General features: G+C 54.6%; 12 protein-coding genes and 1 pseudogene. 5 read left to right on the plus strand and 8 right to left on the minus strand.

Annotated features, from left to right (window positions below; all coding sequences use genetic code 11):
- The 6 genes from AB1A64_RS09570 to AB1A64_RS09595 all read right to left on the minus strand — a co-directional run bounded on the left by AB1A64_RS09570 (position 1) and on the right by AB1A64_RS09595 (position 6,379).
- On the minus strand, positions 1–1,032 hold the full coding sequence (locus AB1A64_RS09570; RefSeq protein ID WP_170357737.1) for a branched-chain amino acid ABC transporter permease: 1,032 nt from the start codon (positions 1,030–1,032) through the stop codon (positions 1–3).
- A gap of 112 nt (positions 1,033–1,144) precedes the next feature.
- The gene (locus tag AB1A64_RS09575; RefSeq protein ID WP_170348210.1) at positions 1,145–2,491 is read right to left on the minus strand and encodes a substrate-binding protein; all 1,347 of its coding nucleotides are present in this window, start codon (positions 2,489–2,491) and stop codon (positions 1,145–1,147) included.
- A gap of 512 nt (positions 2,492–3,003) precedes the next feature.
- Complete coding sequence (locus AB1A64_RS09580; protein WP_366551193.1) at positions 3,004–3,378, minus strand: nuclear transport factor 2 family protein; 375 nt, start codon at positions 3,376–3,378, stop codon at positions 3,004–3,006.
- Complete coding sequence (locus AB1A64_RS09585; RefSeq protein WP_366551194.1) at positions 3,375–4,271, minus strand: alpha/beta hydrolase; 897 nt, start codon at positions 4,269–4,271, stop codon at positions 3,375–3,377. Before AB1A64_RS09585 ends, AB1A64_RS09580 begins: the two co-directional genes overlap by 4 nt.
- Positions 4,272–4,518: 247 nt before the next feature.
- On the minus strand, positions 4,519–5,196 hold the full coding sequence (locus tag AB1A64_RS09590) for a glutathione S-transferase (protein WP_366551195.1): 678 nt from the start codon (positions 5,194–5,196) through the stop codon (positions 4,519–4,521).
- A complete protein-coding gene (locus tag AB1A64_RS09595; RefSeq protein WP_366551196.1) occupies positions 5,189–6,379 on the minus strand; it encodes an LLM class flavin-dependent oxidoreductase in 1,191 nt (396 codons plus the stop codon). Before AB1A64_RS09595 ends, AB1A64_RS09590 begins: the two co-directional genes overlap by 8 nt.
- Before the next feature lie 101 nt (positions 6,380–6,480).
- On the opposite strand from AB1A64_RS09595, the gene AB1A64_RS09600 reads away from it, so the two are divergent.
- Positions 6,481–7,098 carry an XRE family transcriptional regulator gene (locus AB1A64_RS09600; RefSeq protein WP_366551197.1) on the plus strand — a complete coding sequence of 206 codons (618 nt, stop codon included), beginning with the start codon at positions 6,481–6,483 and terminating at the stop codon, positions 7,096–7,098.
- 165 nt (positions 7,099–7,263) lie between these two features.
- Here the strand turns inward: AB1A64_RS09600 and AB1A64_RS09605 are convergent.
- Positions 7,264–7,966, minus strand: a pseudogene (locus AB1A64_RS09605) (IS6 family transposase).
- Between the two features lie 60 nt (positions 7,967–8,026).
- The gene (locus tag AB1A64_RS09610; RefSeq protein ID WP_366551198.1) at positions 8,027–8,962 is read right to left on the minus strand and encodes a serine hydrolase; all 936 of its coding nucleotides are present in this window, start codon (positions 8,960–8,962) and stop codon (positions 8,027–8,029) included.
- Positions 8,963–9,242: 280 nt separating this feature from the next.
- On the opposite strand from AB1A64_RS09610, the gene AB1A64_RS09615 reads away from it, so the two are divergent.
- The 4 genes from AB1A64_RS09615 to AB1A64_RS09630 all read left to right on the plus strand — a co-directional run bounded on the left by AB1A64_RS09615 (position 9,243) and on the right by AB1A64_RS09630 (position 16,505).
- Entirely contained in the window at positions 9,243–10,187 is a 945-nt protein-coding gene (locus tag AB1A64_RS09615; protein WP_366551199.1) for a hypothetical protein, read from the plus strand.
- Positions 10,188–11,052: 865 nt separating this feature from the next.
- Positions 11,053–11,949 carry a LysR family transcriptional regulator gene (locus tag AB1A64_RS09620; protein WP_366551200.1) on the plus strand — a complete coding sequence of 299 codons (897 nt, stop codon included), beginning with the start codon at positions 11,053–11,055 and terminating at the stop codon, positions 11,947–11,949.
- A gap of 145 nt (positions 11,950–12,094) precedes the next feature.
- Entirely contained in the window at positions 12,095–13,294 is a 1,200-nt protein-coding gene (locus AB1A64_RS09625; RefSeq protein ID WP_366551201.1) for an efflux RND transporter periplasmic adaptor subunit, read from the plus strand.
- A 31-nt stretch (positions 13,295–13,325) separates the two neighbouring features.
- Positions 13,326–16,505 (plus strand): multidrug efflux RND transporter permease subunit, encoded by a 3,180-nt coding sequence (locus tag AB1A64_RS09630; protein WP_366551202.1) that lies wholly within the window; start codon positions 13,326–13,328, stop codon positions 16,503–16,505.
- Positions 16,506–16,927: the final 422 nt, after the last annotated feature.

A 16,927-nucleotide genomic window follows, 5' to 3' on the forward strand; every position in this document is an offset into this window, starting at 1 on the left:
TTATTCCTCCATCACGCCCTTGCGGCCCATAAGCCCGCGTGGACGTGTCAGCAGCACGATGATGGCGACAAGGTAGATGATGATCTGATTGATGCCCGGGATCGTAGTGGTTGCCCAGGTTGTCGAGGCAAAGCTTTCGAGAATACCCAGCAAGAACCCGGCCAGCACCGCGCCTGGCAATGAACCCATGCCGCCCACTACGACCACAACAAAGCTGAGAACCAGAAAATCCATGCCCATATGGTAATTCGGCGGATTAAGCGGGCCGTACATCACCCCAGCAAGGCCGGCCACGGCGGCGGCGATGCCGAACATGATAGTGAACCGGCGGTCGATGTTGATACCCAGCAGACCCACAGTTTCGCGGTCCGCCATCCCGGCACGCACGACCATACCAAACGTGGTGAATTGCAGGAATGAGAACACCGCACCGATGATACCCACCGCAAATCCGAAATAGACCAGACGCCAGATCGGATAGATGATCGCGTTGGGGTCGAAACCTACCATGATGCCCAAATCGACCGACCCGCTCAGCGCATCTGGCGGTGGAGTCTGGATCGGGTTAGCGCCGAAGAAATACTTGACGATTTCCTGCAGCACGATGGCCAGACCAAAGGTCACAAGGATCTGATCCGCATGAGGGCGCTTGTAGAAATGCTTGATCAGCCCACGCTCCATTACATAGCCAACCAGCAACATGATGGGGATCGCAAAAAGGATCGCCAGCGGAACGGACCAGTCAATGATGGTGGCTCCGACCTCGGGGCCGAACCAGGCCTCGACATAAGGCGTTTCAACTTTCAGCGGGTTGCCCAGAAAGTCCTTCTGGGTTTCGTCAACCGTTTCGAAACTCAGGTTCAGAAGCTTCTGTAAGGTCACCGCACAGAACGCTCCGATCATGAACAGTGCCCCGTGGGCAAAGTTCACAACGCCCAGCGTTCCGAATATCAGCGTCAGGCCCAGCGCGATCAGCGCATAGGCCGAGCCCTTGTCCAGCCCGTTGAGAATTTGCAGTAGGATGGCGTCCATCGGCCCCACCTTAAGATTAGTCAGTGTAATTGAATGGTCGTGACCGGGTTTTGGCGCCCGGCCACAAGGGGTCTGGCCGCCGAGACCGGCGGTCAGACATCAGCCAAAGGCCTTAAGCGCCTGGGTTGCATTTACCCAATTCACCACCGGCAAACATCGGGTGTTCCGGATCGTATTCGACCTGCGCACGTGGCGTGATCTCGACGATTTCCAGCGTGTCGTACTCGTTGGTCGGGTTCTCGTTGCCCCGCACGACCAGCACGTCTTTGAAACACTGGTGATCCGCACCGCGATACCAAGTCGGACCATTGCCCAGCCCGTCGAACTCAAAGTCCTCCAGAGCTTCAACAATACCGCATGGATTGAAGGTTCCTGCCCGCTCACACGCATCCGCATAAAGCAGAACTTGCGCATAGCAGGTCTGGGCCGAGTTGGACGGAGGCTTGCCGTACTTCTCGCCAAAGGATTTGACGAAGGCTTTGGTGCCCTCATCCTGCAGTTGCCAGTTCCAGTTCATCGACCCCAAGACGCCCTTGATGTTTTCACCCGCACCAGCTGCCATCAATTCGGAATACAGCGGCACGACGATCTTGAAGTCCTTGCCATTGGCGACCTTGTCCAACAGGCCGAATTGAATTGCGTTGGTCAGCGAATTCACCATGTTCCCGCCGTAATGGTTCAGAACCAGAACATCCGCGCCCGAGTTCAGAACCGGGGCGATATAGGACGAAAAGTCCGTTGACGCGAGTGGTGTCTTGACCGTGTTGACCGTTTCCCACCCCAAGGCTTCGGTCGAGGCAACGATCGACTCTTCCTGGGTCCAACCCCAGTTATAGTCGGCCGTCAAATGATAGGCGCGACGTTCTTTGCCCATCTCAGCCGCCAACACCGGTGCAAGCGCTGCACCTGACATGTAAGCGTTGAAGAAATGACGGAACCCGTTTGCTTTTTTATCCTTGCCTGTGGTGTCGTTCGCGTGGGTCAGACCCGCCATAAAGATCACGCCTGCCTCTTGGCACAGGCCCTGAACCGCGACGGCTACGCCTGAAGACGAGCCACCGTTGATCATGATAGCGCCGTCTTTTTCAATCATCGATTTGGCAGAGGCACGCGCGGCGTCCGATTTGGTCTGCGTGTCACCCGTGACGAACTCGACTTTCTTGCCAAGGATGCCGTTCCCCTGAAGCGCCTTGGATGTGAAGGTATTAAGGCAACCCCCGTCCCCTTCACCGTTCAGATGTTCGACCGCCAGTTGCTGAGCAAGCAGTTCGTCATTGCCTTCTTCGGCGTAAGGTCCGGTTTGCGGAACATTGAAGCCCAATGTGACAGATGCGCCTGTCGGCTCGTTGGTGAAAGCAGCAGCCGACGAAGCCGTAAAGATTGTAGGCAGGGCCAGACCGGTACCTGCAACGGCACCAGACTTCAGCACGCCGCGGCGTGTGACAGATTTGTTGGTCATTCATTCCTCCCATTTTCGTTCTTTCGCCCTCTGGCTCCTCTTCCAGCGGACAAAAGCGCACTTTTGTGCATCTCAATAATGGAAAGCGGAATGAAAATTCCTCAATAAATTCCTATTTTTGAAACAAAATTTTGTAAAGAAATTCACGAACTATAATATTTTTTGTAAATAATTTGGTGAGCCACCATTTAGCATTTCCGGTTTTCATATGCTTAGGTGTGAATTTCAATTGCGACAATTTTCGGCCTTCACCACCCGATAGATCCGCAATCATACATCTCGGCTGAGCGTTCAATCCGGCCTCGCCCTAAGATTGCATCCAGTGGACACATGACGTTCAAAGGTCGGGATTTCAACACCTGAATTTCTACGCCAAAAGCGCTTAACCCCAATCTGGAAATGCCGCCTGGCTTTCGAAGTCACAGCCGCCCGGGCCAGCAACCCCAGCGGCACCAAACTGGGGCAGGTTCGGTAAAACGACTGCGTGTCTGACTGCGTCCGAGACTGTCGGATCAGCTTGTGCGTTGCTTATAATACGTGTCTTTGTGAACGATCAGCCCATCGCGGTAGGTCAAGATGTCGACGCTTAGAAACTCTTCCTTGGCGCCATCCTTGTGCGTGGCCGTGCGGCGATATTCACAACATGCTTTGTTTCCAGAAATGGTGCAGTCAAGTGTTTCCCAATGCACGTTCGCAACCTTTTCAAACAGGGATGAAAAGGCGTTGCGAATGGCCTCTGCACCTTCCAGACGTATGCCATGTTCTTCGGGGCCAACGGCATGATCAAATGTCGCGTCTTCTGTAAAATGCTTCATCACAGCGTCAATATCGTTCGCGTTAAAAGCGTCGCCCACCGAGTCGACAAGGTCACGGGTCAAAGCGGTCATGATTGCAGTCCTTTTCCTTGAAGCATGTCGCAAGTGTGTTTGAAGAAGGGGCTTGCCGGGTCGACAAGCACATTCAGTTCGTCAAAGTGATCCACGCCCGGCACGAAATAGAGACCCACCTTGCGGTCTGCCGTTTCGTATTTTTCGACATACATGCGTGCCTGTCGGTGGAATTCCTCGGTTTCCGCACCACCGACCACAACCAGTTGAGGCGCATTGGTGACCGGGGGGTGGTTGGTCATCGGGCTTTCAGCCTCGGCTTCAGTTGGGTCCATGCGGATGCCCGCATTCAGCGCCTCGGTCAGACGGACCGGCTCCAGATAGCTGAGCGGTGACACCGGGATACCGGATTTTATCAGGTCCGCGGGAAGATCATCACCAAACGCAGGCCAATCAGTCGCCATCATCATCTGGGTGATATGTCCGCCAGCGGAATGACCCATCACGGTGATGCAGTCTGGATTGATGCCCAGATCGCCCGCGTTGCGCCAGATATAGGCCATGGCCTCACGGGCTTCTTCTGAAATACGCGTAATGGTCACGGATGGGCAAAGATCATAGCCGACGACAACAACGTTAAATCCCGCGGCAACAAAGGGTGGCGCTATGAAACTGTAGATCGATTTGTCACCACGCTGCCAATAGCCGCCGTGGAAATAGACCAATGTCGGCGCAGCCGCGTCCGAGCAGCGGAAGACATCCAACCTTTGCTTCTCGCCTTCCCCATAGCGGAGATCCAGGCTGCAATCGCAGGTGGCACGCGCTGTCTCGCTGTCGCTGCTCCAACCGGGAATGACGGTCACTTCATAGTCCGGCCGCCCTGCCCTTAGATTATATTGAGCGTCGAATTCATCAGGGCTGAACCGGGTGTGGTAGGTCAGATGGTTGCTCATGACACAACCTCTCGGCAAAAGACAAAGACTGCAGCAGGCGCGCGAACGTCTTTCATTATACAACCCAAGAGGATTTCATGATCGCTCGCGACACGCAGTTTATGCACAGCACACTCCCGATGCGTCGAAGCGCCGGGGATCAGTGGCATCACGGCCCCTGTTGCCCAATCCGGTTCCTCACACATGGCCACAATGGTGCCCCGTGTCGAAAAGGCGCCAAACACGCGGTGATTATCACGCGGGCCCATCACAGAATCCCTTCGCTGACGCACGCCTTTTCAATGGCTGCCCATTCGTCCGGATTTGTCCCGAAATGGCGCATAACATGATCTTTGTAGGCCGGGCGCCCGGCCAGGCGTTGATACCAGGCCTCGACATTCGGCAGCGGTGGTCGGTCGACCTCGACATTAAAATAGCGATAGACTACGCAACCCAGCGGAATGTCGGCCATCGTGAAACTGTTGCCACAAATATACGCGCGGTCCGCTAGGTGATGATCCAGAACAGTCAGCGCTTCATGCGCCTCATCGCGCAGTTTGGCGATCTTTTCCGGGTCGCGGTGTTCTGGCTGTGTGCGCACAGTTGCGAAGAACAGGTATATCACTGGTCCAAAGGCGCGACTGGCCGACCACTCCATCCATTGATCCGCAATCGCGCGGGTCTGTATGTCCGAGGGGCTAAGCGTTCCCGCGCCGTAACGGTCGCAGAGATACCGCACGATGGCCAGGCTTTCCCACAGCGCAAAATCCCCGTCCCGGATCGCCGGGATCATTCTGTTGGGGTTGATCTGCGCGTACATTTTGGTGTCGAGCTTGCCAAAGCTGCCCCCGGCAAGTTGCAGGGTGTAGTCTAGTCCCAACTCATTCGCTGTCCAGATCACCGGAATGACGTTTGATGAATAGGGGCGTCCCCAAATCTCAAGCATGTTCCAGCATCCTTTTCTGCGCGATGGACTGTGTACCGAATTTGGGAACGACATGCTCGAACAGGCGATGCCAACTGGCCAGGATTTTCTCGTATGACACCCCCGTGTATTGCTGCATTAGCATAAGGTGGTCGAGGCCGATGGCTTCTTGCCGTTCTGCAAAACAATCCGCCACATATTCGGCATCACCCACCACAATGATCCCGCGTTTGTTGAGGAAATCAAACCAGTCCATGTCCTCATCTTCGGGGGTCATCTCTTCGCCGACATCAAGATAGCCATGTTTGGTCCATTCGCCTTTGGGGCGCGACCCGCCGAGGAATTCGTAATAGGCATTTATCGGGCCACGGATGGTGTTCTTGGCTTCCTCCATGCTTTCGCCAACATAAAAGGCCGTACAGACACCGACACCTTCGCCGCGCTTCACAATGCGCCCCTCGCGTTTTGACAGGGCTTCGCGATAGGGTTCCCAACACGCCAGCGTCGCCTTGGGACCGGCGGCCATGGAGATCACACCCCAACCGCGTTCCCCGGCCAGTTTAAACGTGGGCGGCGCGTTCGACATCAACCAGACCGGCGGGTGAGGGTCGGAATAGGGGCGCGGATGGACATACATCGCTTTGTATTCGCCATCTTCGTTATGATAGCGCGCATCCAGTGGATCAAAGAAGTGATTGGTCTCTTTCCAACCCGAAACCGGAAACTGATAGAACTCGCCTTGATGTGTAAAAGCCTCGTTGGTCCAGGCTTTCAGAATGATGTCTAAGCTCTCCTGATATAGCCGCATCACCTTGGCGTTATCGCGCCGATCCGCGTCTTTGTTGAACTGGATGGTCGAGCGTTCATTGATACCCTTGGCAACGCCAAAATCGAACCGGCCCAGCGTCATATTATCAAGCATAGCTGCATCTTCGGCGACCCGAAGTGGGTGCCAGTCCGGCAGGACAATAGGTGCGGTTCCAACGCGCAACTTTTGGCAATGCGCCGCTACGTGGGTACACATCTGGATCGGGTTCGGAGGCGCGTTCATATAGCCGTTATGCGCAAAATGATGCTCTGTGAACCATGCGGTCGTGAACCCTGCCTGCTCGGCCAGCGAACACTGTTCGAGGATCATCTCCAGCGTTCGGGCCCAGGGAATCGTCTCACCCGGGCTGAAATTGGCAATCAAATCAAAGCGCATGGCGTCCCCCGAGGTATGTGTGGTCAGTTGAATTTATCCGCACTTTTCAACTAAGTTGAATTTTCCTCGGAAAATCAACAAAAATCATCTATCCCGAATGCATGAATGACAATGTTTCTCAGACCGATCCCCAGCAACTTGGCAGCGAAATCCGCGAAGTACGCAAGGCGCGTGGCTTAACGTTAAAAGATCTGTCTGAAACGGTGTCCTGCTCGACAGCGTATCTGAGCCGCATTGAACTGGGTTCAGCAAAGGTATCGGCAGAGCTTTTGCAACAGATCAGCAAGGCGCTGTCCGTTGACCCCAACTGGTTCTTTCCCAAGCAAGCAGGTGACGGACCACTAGAGCGAAAGCACGTTGTTCGCGCAGAGAACCGTCGAACGCTATCTGGCATGTACACGCGTACAACCGAAGAGTTGGGCTTCGAAGATGAGTTACTTTCCAGCACCCTATCTGGCCAATGCTACCTGATACTGTCTCGCTTTCGCCCAGGGGCAGGCACGCCGCCGGAACCCCTGGAAGGTTATTCATTTGAAGGCGAACAACATGCCATCGTCCTGAGCGGTGAAGTCGAGCTGCGCCTTGGCGATGAAATCATTGTCCTTCGCAAAGGCGACAGTTTTTCCTACCCCTCGATGATCGCACACCGCTTTCGCAACCGAACAGACAAAGAGGCCACAATGGTCTGGGCGATGTCACCGATACGAATTACTTGGTGAGTGTTGGCCAGAGGTTACCAAAGCGAGAAATTTTTAATGTATTGTGAGAAATCGGCACACTGGCCGGTTCAAAAGGCAGTCAGAAGGTGGTCGATTTCGCCTTTTATATGGCGGTGTTGTCAGACGAATTCGAACCAGTCTCAGCTGGGCCAGAATAGCTGCCCTTTATGCAGCACCAAGTTCTCGCCACTCGGCGAGAGCCGCGGTGCGTGTCAGCTTGAAGGTATCTCTGCTGGCAAGCGATCTTTCCTGATTGAAGTGGTTGTATTCGGAGGAATGGACGGAAGCGAATTTCCGTAAACTTCGCATGCGCCTGAACCGTTGCATCGCGCGTTCGCGTCGTCGAAAAGGAAGGTGTGAATTCTCGACGCGGTTGTTGAGCCACCTTCCCGTCTGTTGTTTTTCGAGCACGCCCATTTCTCTGAGCGTAGCCTTGTAGGAAGCGATCCGTCACGATCTCCCGTGCACAGCCATGACGCTTCATCAATTTCTTGAGAAATTTCAATGCTGCAGCTTTGTTTCGGCGTTTTGTGACGACTGCTTCCAGCATTTCGCCCTCATGATCCACGGCCCGCCAGAGGTAGGGTCTGTTGCCATTCACCTTCACAAAAACCTCGTCCACGTGCCACATCCATTTGGAGAACGCGCGCAGTTGCTGAACTCGCTTTCGTTTGATCTCGGAGACAAACGTCGGGCCGAACCTGTTCCAGCAATATCGGACTGTTTCGTCGCTCACCTCAATTCCCCGTTCGTGCAATAGGTCTTCCACGTTTCGAAGTGACAATGGGAACCGAGCGTACACCATCACTGCCAGACGAATGACCTCTGGACTGGTCTTGAAGTACTTGAAAGGCGATTGTTTAGCCATGCGCGAAGGCTATGAACGCACCCTGCCCGCCTCAACCCAAGTTCTTCTGGCAAGGCCGGTTTAGGTGACGTTCAAGATCGGACCATCCAACAATCTGACCAATTCTCCAAAATAACCTCCAGAACGCGCGGGACGCGTGGGATCAGATGTAATCGCGATAGCAAGGTTTCGATCAGGATGGGCCGCTATAATTTGCCCCCCATACCCACGCGCCAATGCATAGCCTGAAGGGGACAGAAACCAGCCATAGCCGTAATCCAATCCAGAGAAAGGCGAACGGCCGTGTGGCTTGCTCGATTCCAAGACCCAACGCTCAGGAATGATTTGCCTGTTGGCAAAAGCCCCGCGGTCCCGAAGCAACACCGCGATCTTCAACATTGACCTCGGCGTAATCGCCATCTCATTCCCACCCAAGTAGTAACCCTGCGGATCCTTGGTCCAAGCAGGTATTTCGATACCAAGCGGTACACCCAGCCTCTCACGCGTCAGTCTCAAAAGACTTTGTCCGGTAGCCACGGTCAATGCTGCGCCAAGCACATGGGTCGATCCAGTAGAATAGAGCATCTGCTGCCCGGGCTCAGCAACCATCGGTCGTGTCAACGCATCCGCGATCCAGTTGGGAGAGTTGATCCATTCTCCGTAGTTGCTGCCCGAGGTTCTTTCGAGACCTGCCCGCAGCGTCACCAGGTCCTCCATCGTAATACTTTCAGAACCGGGTGTCGCGTTAGCGGGCAAAAGTCGCGGCGCGACCTCCTGCAAGGTGGCATCTACAGACGGGATTTCCCGCCGGCCAATCGCCGTCCCAAGCAACAAAGCCACTATGCTTTTCGAACATGACTTTATATTGGCCGGCCTATCCAATCCTGCCCCCTGTCGGGCCTGAGCGAAAATGACCTCGTTTCCACGTTGAATTTGAAGTGAGTGCAACTGCGGCAGGTGGCTTATCGCATCACTCAGAGCCGCAGTTTGTCCCCGTGCAATATACGGAACGGCCATTGCGGTTGCAGTGACCAACAGAAACTTTCGACGAGTAGTCATAGGCTTCATTTGGACGCGTTTCTCCGAATGTCCAGAGACTGAAGCAACATCGCAGCTAATTTGTTCAGAATGTTCGATACCCCCCCAAACGTAACGTGGGATTTGAGGCAACAGGAAGCTTGGTTCGTAAACGTGATTGGCACCTCGCGCGTTAGATCTGTGATAAACTGACCCTGAGGACATTCTAGCAGGAGATCTCCAATTGCTAACGAATTCACTCCGTTTCGCATTCTCCGCCATGACAATTGCCATCTCGGCAGGTGCCCTGCCCGACCGCGTCGAAGCGATATCGCCAGATGTTCCGGCGTGGCTACAAAAGCATGTGGGTACGGGTGATGGGCAAATCGCGCCGATCGTCCTGAAAAGGGCTCGCGCGCTTTACAAAGAGAAACTACGCCGAGGCGAAGTAAGGAACCCCTGCTATCTTGCCAAAGACGCAACCCGTCCCAGCACTGCAAGAAACGGCAATCCGGGCAGGCGATTTTACGTCATTTGCGAGTCACAAAAGTCTTTCCGGGCGGTCTCGTCCGGCTATGGAAATGGACGAAAACTCAAGGGCGCCAATTTTTCGAATGGTCGGCAATGCGCGAAGAATTTCAGCAATGCAGAAGGATCCAAACTAACCGCCGGAGGTGCCTATGTGACGGCTGAAACCCGCACATCCTTCAAAGGTTACTACAGTCGATCCGGAAAAACGCAGCCGTTCTACAGAACATTCCTTTTGTTTGATGGTGAAGGTGAAACGAGCAATGCCCGAGAACGCGCCATCGGTGGGCATCCCGCCGTTTTCCTTAAGTGGCAATGCAGGTTCAAAAGCCCACAAAGCACTCATGCAGACAACGGCGGTTATGTCCCCTACGGAAGACTTGTGAACTACACTGGCGGTCGCAGCAATGGTTGCACAACCTGGTCACAGTCCGCCTCAAAGGAGATTTTGGCGCTTGTTGAAGGGAACCCGACGACCCTCTACATCTACCCGGAATCCAAAGACATCAACGCTGTGGCCAAGGCGGTGAAAAAAGGGAAGTCACTGTCGCGCGCTGGGATTTACTGGAACGCAACCTGCCTCCAAGCAATTGGCGCACCAAAATTCTGGCCCAAAAGTAACCTCCAACCGATAATAAACAGTTGGAGAGCATCTTTACCCAAGCAACCGCCGCTGGAATTGCCGATCTGCAAGTAGATAACACTGCGCAAGAGAACCCAAGCGCGCTGCATACCACGCCTTTCTGCTTTCGGCTTCAAGCTTCAAACGTCGCGTCGCTACCTTCCCATTTTGTGTGAATACCGGTCCCCATCCCGAAGTGCGGCCTCGTGCACTCATTCAATACGTCCTGATGGGAATGAGTGTCTGTCCTAAGACCCGGCTACTCAAGACATCTGGCGATCACAATTCAACTTCACCATCCAGAAGCAGTGCTCATTTTGAGGCCAAGCGACCATGAAAAACGGATTTTTGCTGAGACACTGGCATTGGCGAAGCCGTTTTCGATGCCGTCTGGCATCCATTCGATTGTTGCATGAAGACTCCGGACAAAATTTCTGCTGACCGGTTTTCCACGCTGCCTGCAGACTTAGTTTTTGTAGGCACTATCCGCTGCAACGTGAAGTGACACTGCCGAAACCGATAGCGGTTGAATCGCGGCTTGGGTTCCCGAGCGAAACCCTGCCCCCTACGTAAGAAAAGCAAAACCATGTTTGTACACACAGGATATCTAACTGACATATCCGAATACGAAAAGTGCGCCACACGCGCACTGCCCCATCTGAAACCCGAAGACAAGGCCATCGCCACTCCGGAACGCGCAAGATTTTCGCCATTGCGAAGTTTCTGGATCAGCTTGGGCTCAGCATTCGAAATACGCCATTTTACATCCTCTGAGTGTGGATAGCCCTTGATCTTCAAAGCAGCACCTGATTCTTCCTGTACGACCCTTGTTTCAAAGGCTTAGCGTTCTCAAGAGCGGGTCAAGTTACTGCAATCCATGGTATGTTGCGGGGCTATCAAGCATTGACAAATATTACTTCGGTGACGGCAACTACCAAAGATGGATAACTTATCGGACCTCAGACTATTTGTTCGGGTTGCTCTGACTGAGAGCTTCGCTGCTGCGGCACGTATTGAAGGCATGACCAGCTCTGCCGTTTCAAAGGCCGTTCAGCGTGTCGAAGCAGAGGTCGGGGCAAAGCTCTTCTCGCGCACCACACGCTCTGTCGCGTTGACCGTTGAAGGAGAGAGACTCTTGGAAGGCGCTCGCAAATTGCTGGATGAAGCAGAGAGCCTCAAGTCCGAGTTCACGGATAGTCTGGATGAACCGAGAGGGAAACTCGTCATTTCTGCATCAGCCGTGTTTGGTCGGTTGTGGCTAACGCGGCGCGCCCTGTCCTTCATGTGCCGCTACAAACATGTCGAGGTGGAACTGAGGTTCGAGGATCGTATCGTCGATCTTGCGTCCGAAGGTATCGATGTCGCGATCCGCATCGGCACGTTAGGCGACAGCGCCAACCTTGTCGCTCGAAAGCTATTTAGTGATGTCATACATACCGTTGCAGCTCCATCTTACATAGAACGCTACGGGCACCCACAGCGGATAACTGATCTGGAAGGGCATCGCGGCATCCACTATCGGGCCCAAAACACCGGACGTCTGTTTCCCTTCCTTTTCGAATGCGAAGGTAACCCCATACGTCGCACGTTGGACCCTGTTCTTGTCGCCAACGACATAGACGCCATTCACCAAGCTACGGAAGCCGGACTTGGGATTGCACAACTACCAACATACTTAATCCTTGATTCATTGGCGCAGAACCGACTGGTAAAAGTAATGGAAGACGTACGCGTGGACAGCTTTCCTTATTCGATTGTTTATCTAGATCGCAGGCTTGTTGCGCCCCGGGTAAGGGCATTCGTCGATTTTTTGGTGTCAAATCCACCAAGTTTCTGAGTTAAACCATTATTTTGAATTCATAATTTAATTAGGTCCTGACAGGAAAGATTGATCATCCTGCCACCGGGGTACTCGATCCAAAATTAAACAAGACATTCTGACCATAGCCCCGGGCGCGTTGCCCAATGGTGAGGACAGAGTAATGGCATACAAAGAATACCTGTTTTCCGGTATCGCAGTTGGCGCAGTAGTCGCCGGCGGTCTGTGGTACGCGGCAAACACAATGCAAATATCCAGCTTCGTCGGCACGGCCGAAGCGTCTGCCCCGGCGGTGTCTCCCCCAGCGCCCACGGTTGAGGTTTTCCCAGCGGAAGTTCGCGAAATAACGGATTGGGATGAATTCACTGGCCGTTTTGAAGCCGTGGATGAGGTCTTGATCCAAGCAAGAGTGTCTGGGCACTTGGACAAAGTACACTTTGCGTCCGGGCAAATCGTCAATGAGGGCGATCTACTATTTTCAATTGACCCGCGTCCTTACCAAGCTTTGCTTTCAGAATCCGAAGCGCATCTGGCCGAAGCGCAAGCAGCTGCCAAACTGAGTCAATCAGAACTTGAGCGCGCCGAGTTACTGCACGAACAGGGTCATATCAGCCAGTCTATTCTGGACACGCGACGCCAGAATGCTGCGATAGCCGAGGCCAGTATCGCTTCGGCCAAGGCCGCTATTGAACGTGCGCGGCTGGACCTTGAGTTCACACAGATCCATGCTCCCGTCACTGGGCGGATTTCCGATGATTTTATCAACGAAGGTAATCTGGTTTCCGCAGGGTCCGGCTCAGCGGCGCTGACGTCGATCGTATCTATTAACCCAATTCACTTCGTGTTTGACGTGACCGAGCAGCAGTATCTTGAGTACATGCGACTGAACAAAGACATCGGTTTTCGTGGCATTGCAGGTGACCTGCCAGTCGAGATCAAGTTGACCGGTGGCGCAGACTTTGAGCATTCCGGCCAGATCGATTTTGTCGACAACCGTCTGGATGCCGGCACCGGGACCCTCAGGGGACAAGCTGTGCTGGAGAACAAAAATGGCCTGCTTGTTCCCGGAATGTTTGGGCGTATGCGCCTTGCGGCTGAAACCGATGCGAACGGCATCGTCATTCCCGAAAAGGCGATTAACTCGGATCAGGCGACCAAATTCGTTTGGGTTGTAAACGCAAACGGCACGATTACCCGCCGCGACGTCGTCCTCCACGACCGCCACGATGGTTTGCGCGCCGTCGAAGGTCTGGAAGCGGGCGAACAGGTCGTTGTCAGTGGGCTGCACATGGTCGCTGCCGGTGCAAAGGTCCAGGTTCGCAATTCATCGGACACCGAAACGACCGAGGTCGCGCTGCGTTAATCGCAGCGTTCTATTAGGTGAGGACAATCCAATGAAACTGCCCCATTTCTTCATTGATCGACCGATCTTTGCGATCGTGATCTCCGCATTTTTCACTATCGTTGGTGCGCTGAGCTACTTCACATTGCCAGTGGCGCAATACCCGGAAGTTGCTCCGCCGACAGTTCAGGTCACTGCGCAATACCCGGGTGCCTCTGCAGAAACAATCGCGCAAACCGTAGCAACACCGCTTGAACAACAGATAAACGGTGTTGAAGGGATGCTGTACCTCTCGTCCCAAGCGACAGGTGACGGCAATCTGACGATCACTGTCACATTCGAACTGGGCACTGATCTGGATGCGGCACAGGTTCTGGTTCAGAACCGTGTCGCCATCGCCGAACCTCGCCTGCCGGAAACTGTGCGGCGCCTTGGTGTTGTCACTCAGAAAGCGTCTCCTGATCTCTTGTTGGTTGTCCACATGTTCTCGCCCGACGCATCGCGCGATGCTCTCTACATCACCAATGCAGCACAACGGGTGCGCGATGAGTTGACGCGTCTTGGCGGCGTTGGCGACGTAGCCCTCTTTGGTGCGCGGGATTACTCCATGCGTATCTGGCTGGACCCCGAGCGTATTGCAGCGCTTGATATGACCCCGGGCGAAGTGATTTCGGCCCTGCGCAGCCAAAACGCGCAGGTCGCCTCGGGCCTTTTGAATCAACAGCCGACCCCAGATGCCACCGACTTCGAAATCTCAGTGCAGACAGCAGGTCGGTTGTCGGATGTATCCGAGTTTGAACGGATCATCGTAAAACGCGGTGAGGAAGGACGGATCGTGCGTCTTTCTGACATCGCGCGGGTCGAGCTTGGGGCCGCGAACTATACGACGCGTGCCTACCTGAACACAGACGCCGCTGTCGCAATGGTCGTGAACCAGCGCCCCGGAACCAATGCGTTGGAAACGGCAGCAGATGTTCTAGAAACTGTCGAACGGCTGAGCCAGGATTTCCCCGAAGGCCTTGCATATGATGTCATCTACAATCCAACCGAATACATCCAGGCATCGATTGATGCGGTCGTCAAAACCATGCTCGAAGCGGTTGTGTTGGTGGTGGCTGTCATCTTGCTGTTCCTAGGCACTTGGCGCGCGGCTGTAACCCCAATTCTGGCAATCCCGGTTTCGCTTGTGGGCACTTTCGCGGTCATGTCGGCGCTCGGGTATTCGATCAACAACTTGTCTCTGTTTGGCCTTGTCCTTGCAGTTGGTATCGTCGTCGATGACGCAATCATTGTTGTCGAGGGGATTGAAAAACATATCCGCAACGGCGCCTCCCCGCGCGAAGCCGCCCGTAAGACGATGAGAGAAGTCTCGGGCGCGTTGATTGCCACCTCTCTGGTTCTCGCTGCTGTGTTCATCCCGACGGCAGCCGTCGCCGGTATCTCGGGTGAGTTCTATCGCCAATTCGCTGTGACCATTACTGCAGCGACAGCAATCTCGCTACTGGTGTCGCTCACACTGTCACCGTCTCTCGCGGCGATGCTGCTGCGGCCGCATGGCGAACACAAACCTGGCCTGTTGATGCGTCCAGTGACTTACGCGCTGTCCAAGTTCGATGCTGGCTTTGATCGCGCTTCGAACGGCTATGCCTGGGCCACGCGCCGACTGGTGCGCGTGCCGGCCATCATGCTGAGCCTGTTTGCCGGGTTGCTGCTGCTGACCGATGCCCAATTCTCGAAAGTACCGGGTGGATTCGTTCCTGAACAGGATCAGGGTTACTACATCACCGTCGTCCAGCTGCCCCCGGGGGCATCGCTGGAACGAACGGACAAGGTCGTGCGTCATGCAGTGCATGAACTGCTTGAGATCAATGGCGTTGAAAACGCTGCTGTCTTTTCGGGCTTCAACGGCGCCACTTTCACCACCGAGTCCAACACCGGCGTGATTTTCTTTGCCACGACACCGTTCGAGGATCGCAAGGCACAGGGTATCAAGGCCGAAGAGGTTCTGGCCGAAGCCCGTCAGCGCATGGCAACCATCGACGATGCAGCAATCTTTGTTATTGCACCCCCGCCCGTGCGCGGTATCGGAACTGGTGGCGGCTTCAAGATGATGCTGCAGGACACCGGTAACGTTGGCCCCGTCGCTCTGGAACAGGCTGCACGCGCTTTGTCAGCCGAAGCGAATGCGGATCCGGGTCTTGTCGCGGTCTTCTCACTCTATTCCACCGGCACCCCGCGTGTCTGGGCCGAGATTGACCGTGAGCGCGCCGAGATGCTCAACGTACCGGTTGCAAACGTCAACGAGGCTCTGGAGGTCTACCTTGGGTCGTCCTACGTGAACGACTTTAACCTGTATGGCCGGACATACACCGTGGTTGCACAGGCTGATGCTCAGTTCCGTGAGACCGCCGAAGACGTCGCGCGCTTGCGCACTCGGTCCGACGACGGTGCAATGGTGCCCCTCGGCGCGGTGGCGAGTTTCGAAGACACAACAGGTCCACTGCGTCAACCGCGGTACAACCTCTTCCCGGCCGCTGCTGTGCAAGGTCAAACTATGCCCGGCGTGTCCTCAGCAGAAGCCTTGGAACGTATGGAGACACTGGCCGATCGCATTCTGCCCGCAGGTATCAGCTATGAGTGGACGGAACTGAGCTATCAGGAAAAGAACACCGAGGACACGGCCCTGATTGTGTTCGGGTTTGCCGTGCTCTTTGTGTTCCTGGTTCTGGCCGCTCAGTACGAAAGCTGGGCCTTGCCCGCTGCCGTCATCCTGATCGTTCCAATGGTTCTATTGTCTGCGATCACCGGGGTCTGGATCGCAGGTCTGGACAACAACATTCTCGTCCAGATCGGGTTTGTGGTGCTGGTTGCGTTGGCCTCAAAGAACGCGATCCTGATTGTCGAGTTCGCGCGACAGGCCGAGGATCAGGGCCTTGATCGCTGGCAGGCCGCGGTTCAGGCCGCCCAAACAAGGTTGCGTCCGATCGTCATGACCTCACTTGCCTTCATTCTCGGTGTGGTGCCCCTTATGATGGCAACCGGTGCAGGCGCTGAGATGCGTCAGGCGCTTGGTGTCTCTGTCTTCTCAGGGATGCTGGGCGTTACTGTATTCGGCCTACTCTTCACACCGCTATTCTATGTTGTGCTACGCGCAATCGAACAACGTGCCTTCAACAAAGGGGCCGCCGAAACTTCGCAGGCGGAGAACACTGCGAAGTATCAAAGCGTTTGATCCCTCACCTTCCGACGCCTTGACGAAGCCCGCCACACAACGTGGCGGGCTTTTCTGTTGAGAGTATATTTCAACTCAGGGTACCCACCTGTTCTAGAAAACGACTTCCTGAACGGCTGCATGCTACTTGAGAGGTGAAACGTGTCAGGTTGAATGTGTCTCGGCTGCTGAGGGCGCTTTCTTGGTTGAATTAATTGTAGACGCAGGAGTGAACGCAGGCGACTTCAAACAAACCCCGAATGCGCCTGAAACACTGCATTGCAGCCTGTCTTCATCGGAATGGGAGTTGTGAGTTCTCACCCGCAATTGTTGAGCCATTGCCCCCAGTTCACTTAGCGCGAACCGATACAAGGCGAAGCGCATCCCTGACCAACTCGTTCGTTATGCCATGTCATTTCATAAATTTCTTGAAAGTTTTTAAC

Origin of the sequence: Ruegeria sp. ANG10, from assembly GCF_040705255.1 — a bacterium.
Classification (GTDB): domain Bacteria; phylum Pseudomonadota; class Alphaproteobacteria; order Rhodobacterales; family Rhodobacteraceae; genus Ruegeria.

What these genes read in the sequence shown, in the direction of transcription:
- AB1A64_RS09575 (WP_170348210.1), bottom strand. Translation starts at nt 2,491, where the DNA reads ATGACCAACAAATCTGTCACACGCCGCGGCGTGCTGAAGTCTGGTGCC.
- AB1A64_RS09600 (WP_366551197.1), top strand. Translation starts at nt 6,481, where the DNA reads ATGAATGACAATGTTTCTCAGACCGATCCCCAGCAACTTGGCAGCGAA.
- AB1A64_RS09590 (WP_366551195.1), bottom strand. Translation starts at nt 5,196, where the DNA reads ATGCTTGAGATTTGGGGACGCCCCTATTCATCAAACGTCATTCCGGTG.
- AB1A64_RS09625 (WP_366551201.1), top strand. Translation starts at nt 12,095, where the DNA reads ATGGCATACAAAGAATACCTGTTTTCCGGTATCGCAGTTGGCGCAGTA.
- AB1A64_RS09595 (WP_366551196.1), bottom strand. Translation starts at nt 6,379, where the DNA reads ATGCGCTTTGATTTGATTGCCAATTTCAGCCCGGGTGAGACGATTCCC.
- AB1A64_RS09580 (WP_366551193.1), bottom strand. Translation starts at nt 3,378, where the DNA reads ATGACCGCTTTGACCCGTGACCTTGTCGACTCGGTGGGCGACGCTTTT.
- AB1A64_RS09610 (WP_366551198.1), bottom strand. Translation starts at nt 8,962, where the DNA reads ATGGCCGTTCCGTATATTGCACGGGGACAAACTGCGGCTCTGAGTGAT.
- AB1A64_RS09630 (WP_366551202.1), top strand. Translation starts at nt 13,326, where the DNA reads ATGAAACTGCCCCATTTCTTCATTGATCGACCGATCTTTGCGATCGTG.
- AB1A64_RS09620 (WP_366551200.1), top strand. Translation starts at nt 11,053, where the DNA reads ATGGATAACTTATCGGACCTCAGACTATTTGTTCGGGTTGCTCTGACT.
- AB1A64_RS09615 (WP_366551199.1), top strand. Translation starts at nt 9,243, where the DNA reads ATGACAATTGCCATCTCGGCAGGTGCCCTGCCCGACCGCGTCGAAGCG.
- AB1A64_RS09570 (WP_170357737.1), bottom strand. Translation starts at nt 1,032, where the DNA reads ATGGACGCCATCCTACTGCAAATTCTCAACGGGCTGGACAAGGGCTCG.
- AB1A64_RS09585 (WP_366551194.1), bottom strand. Translation starts at nt 4,271, where the DNA reads ATGAGCAACCATCTGACCTACCACACCCGGTTCAGCCCTGATGAATTC.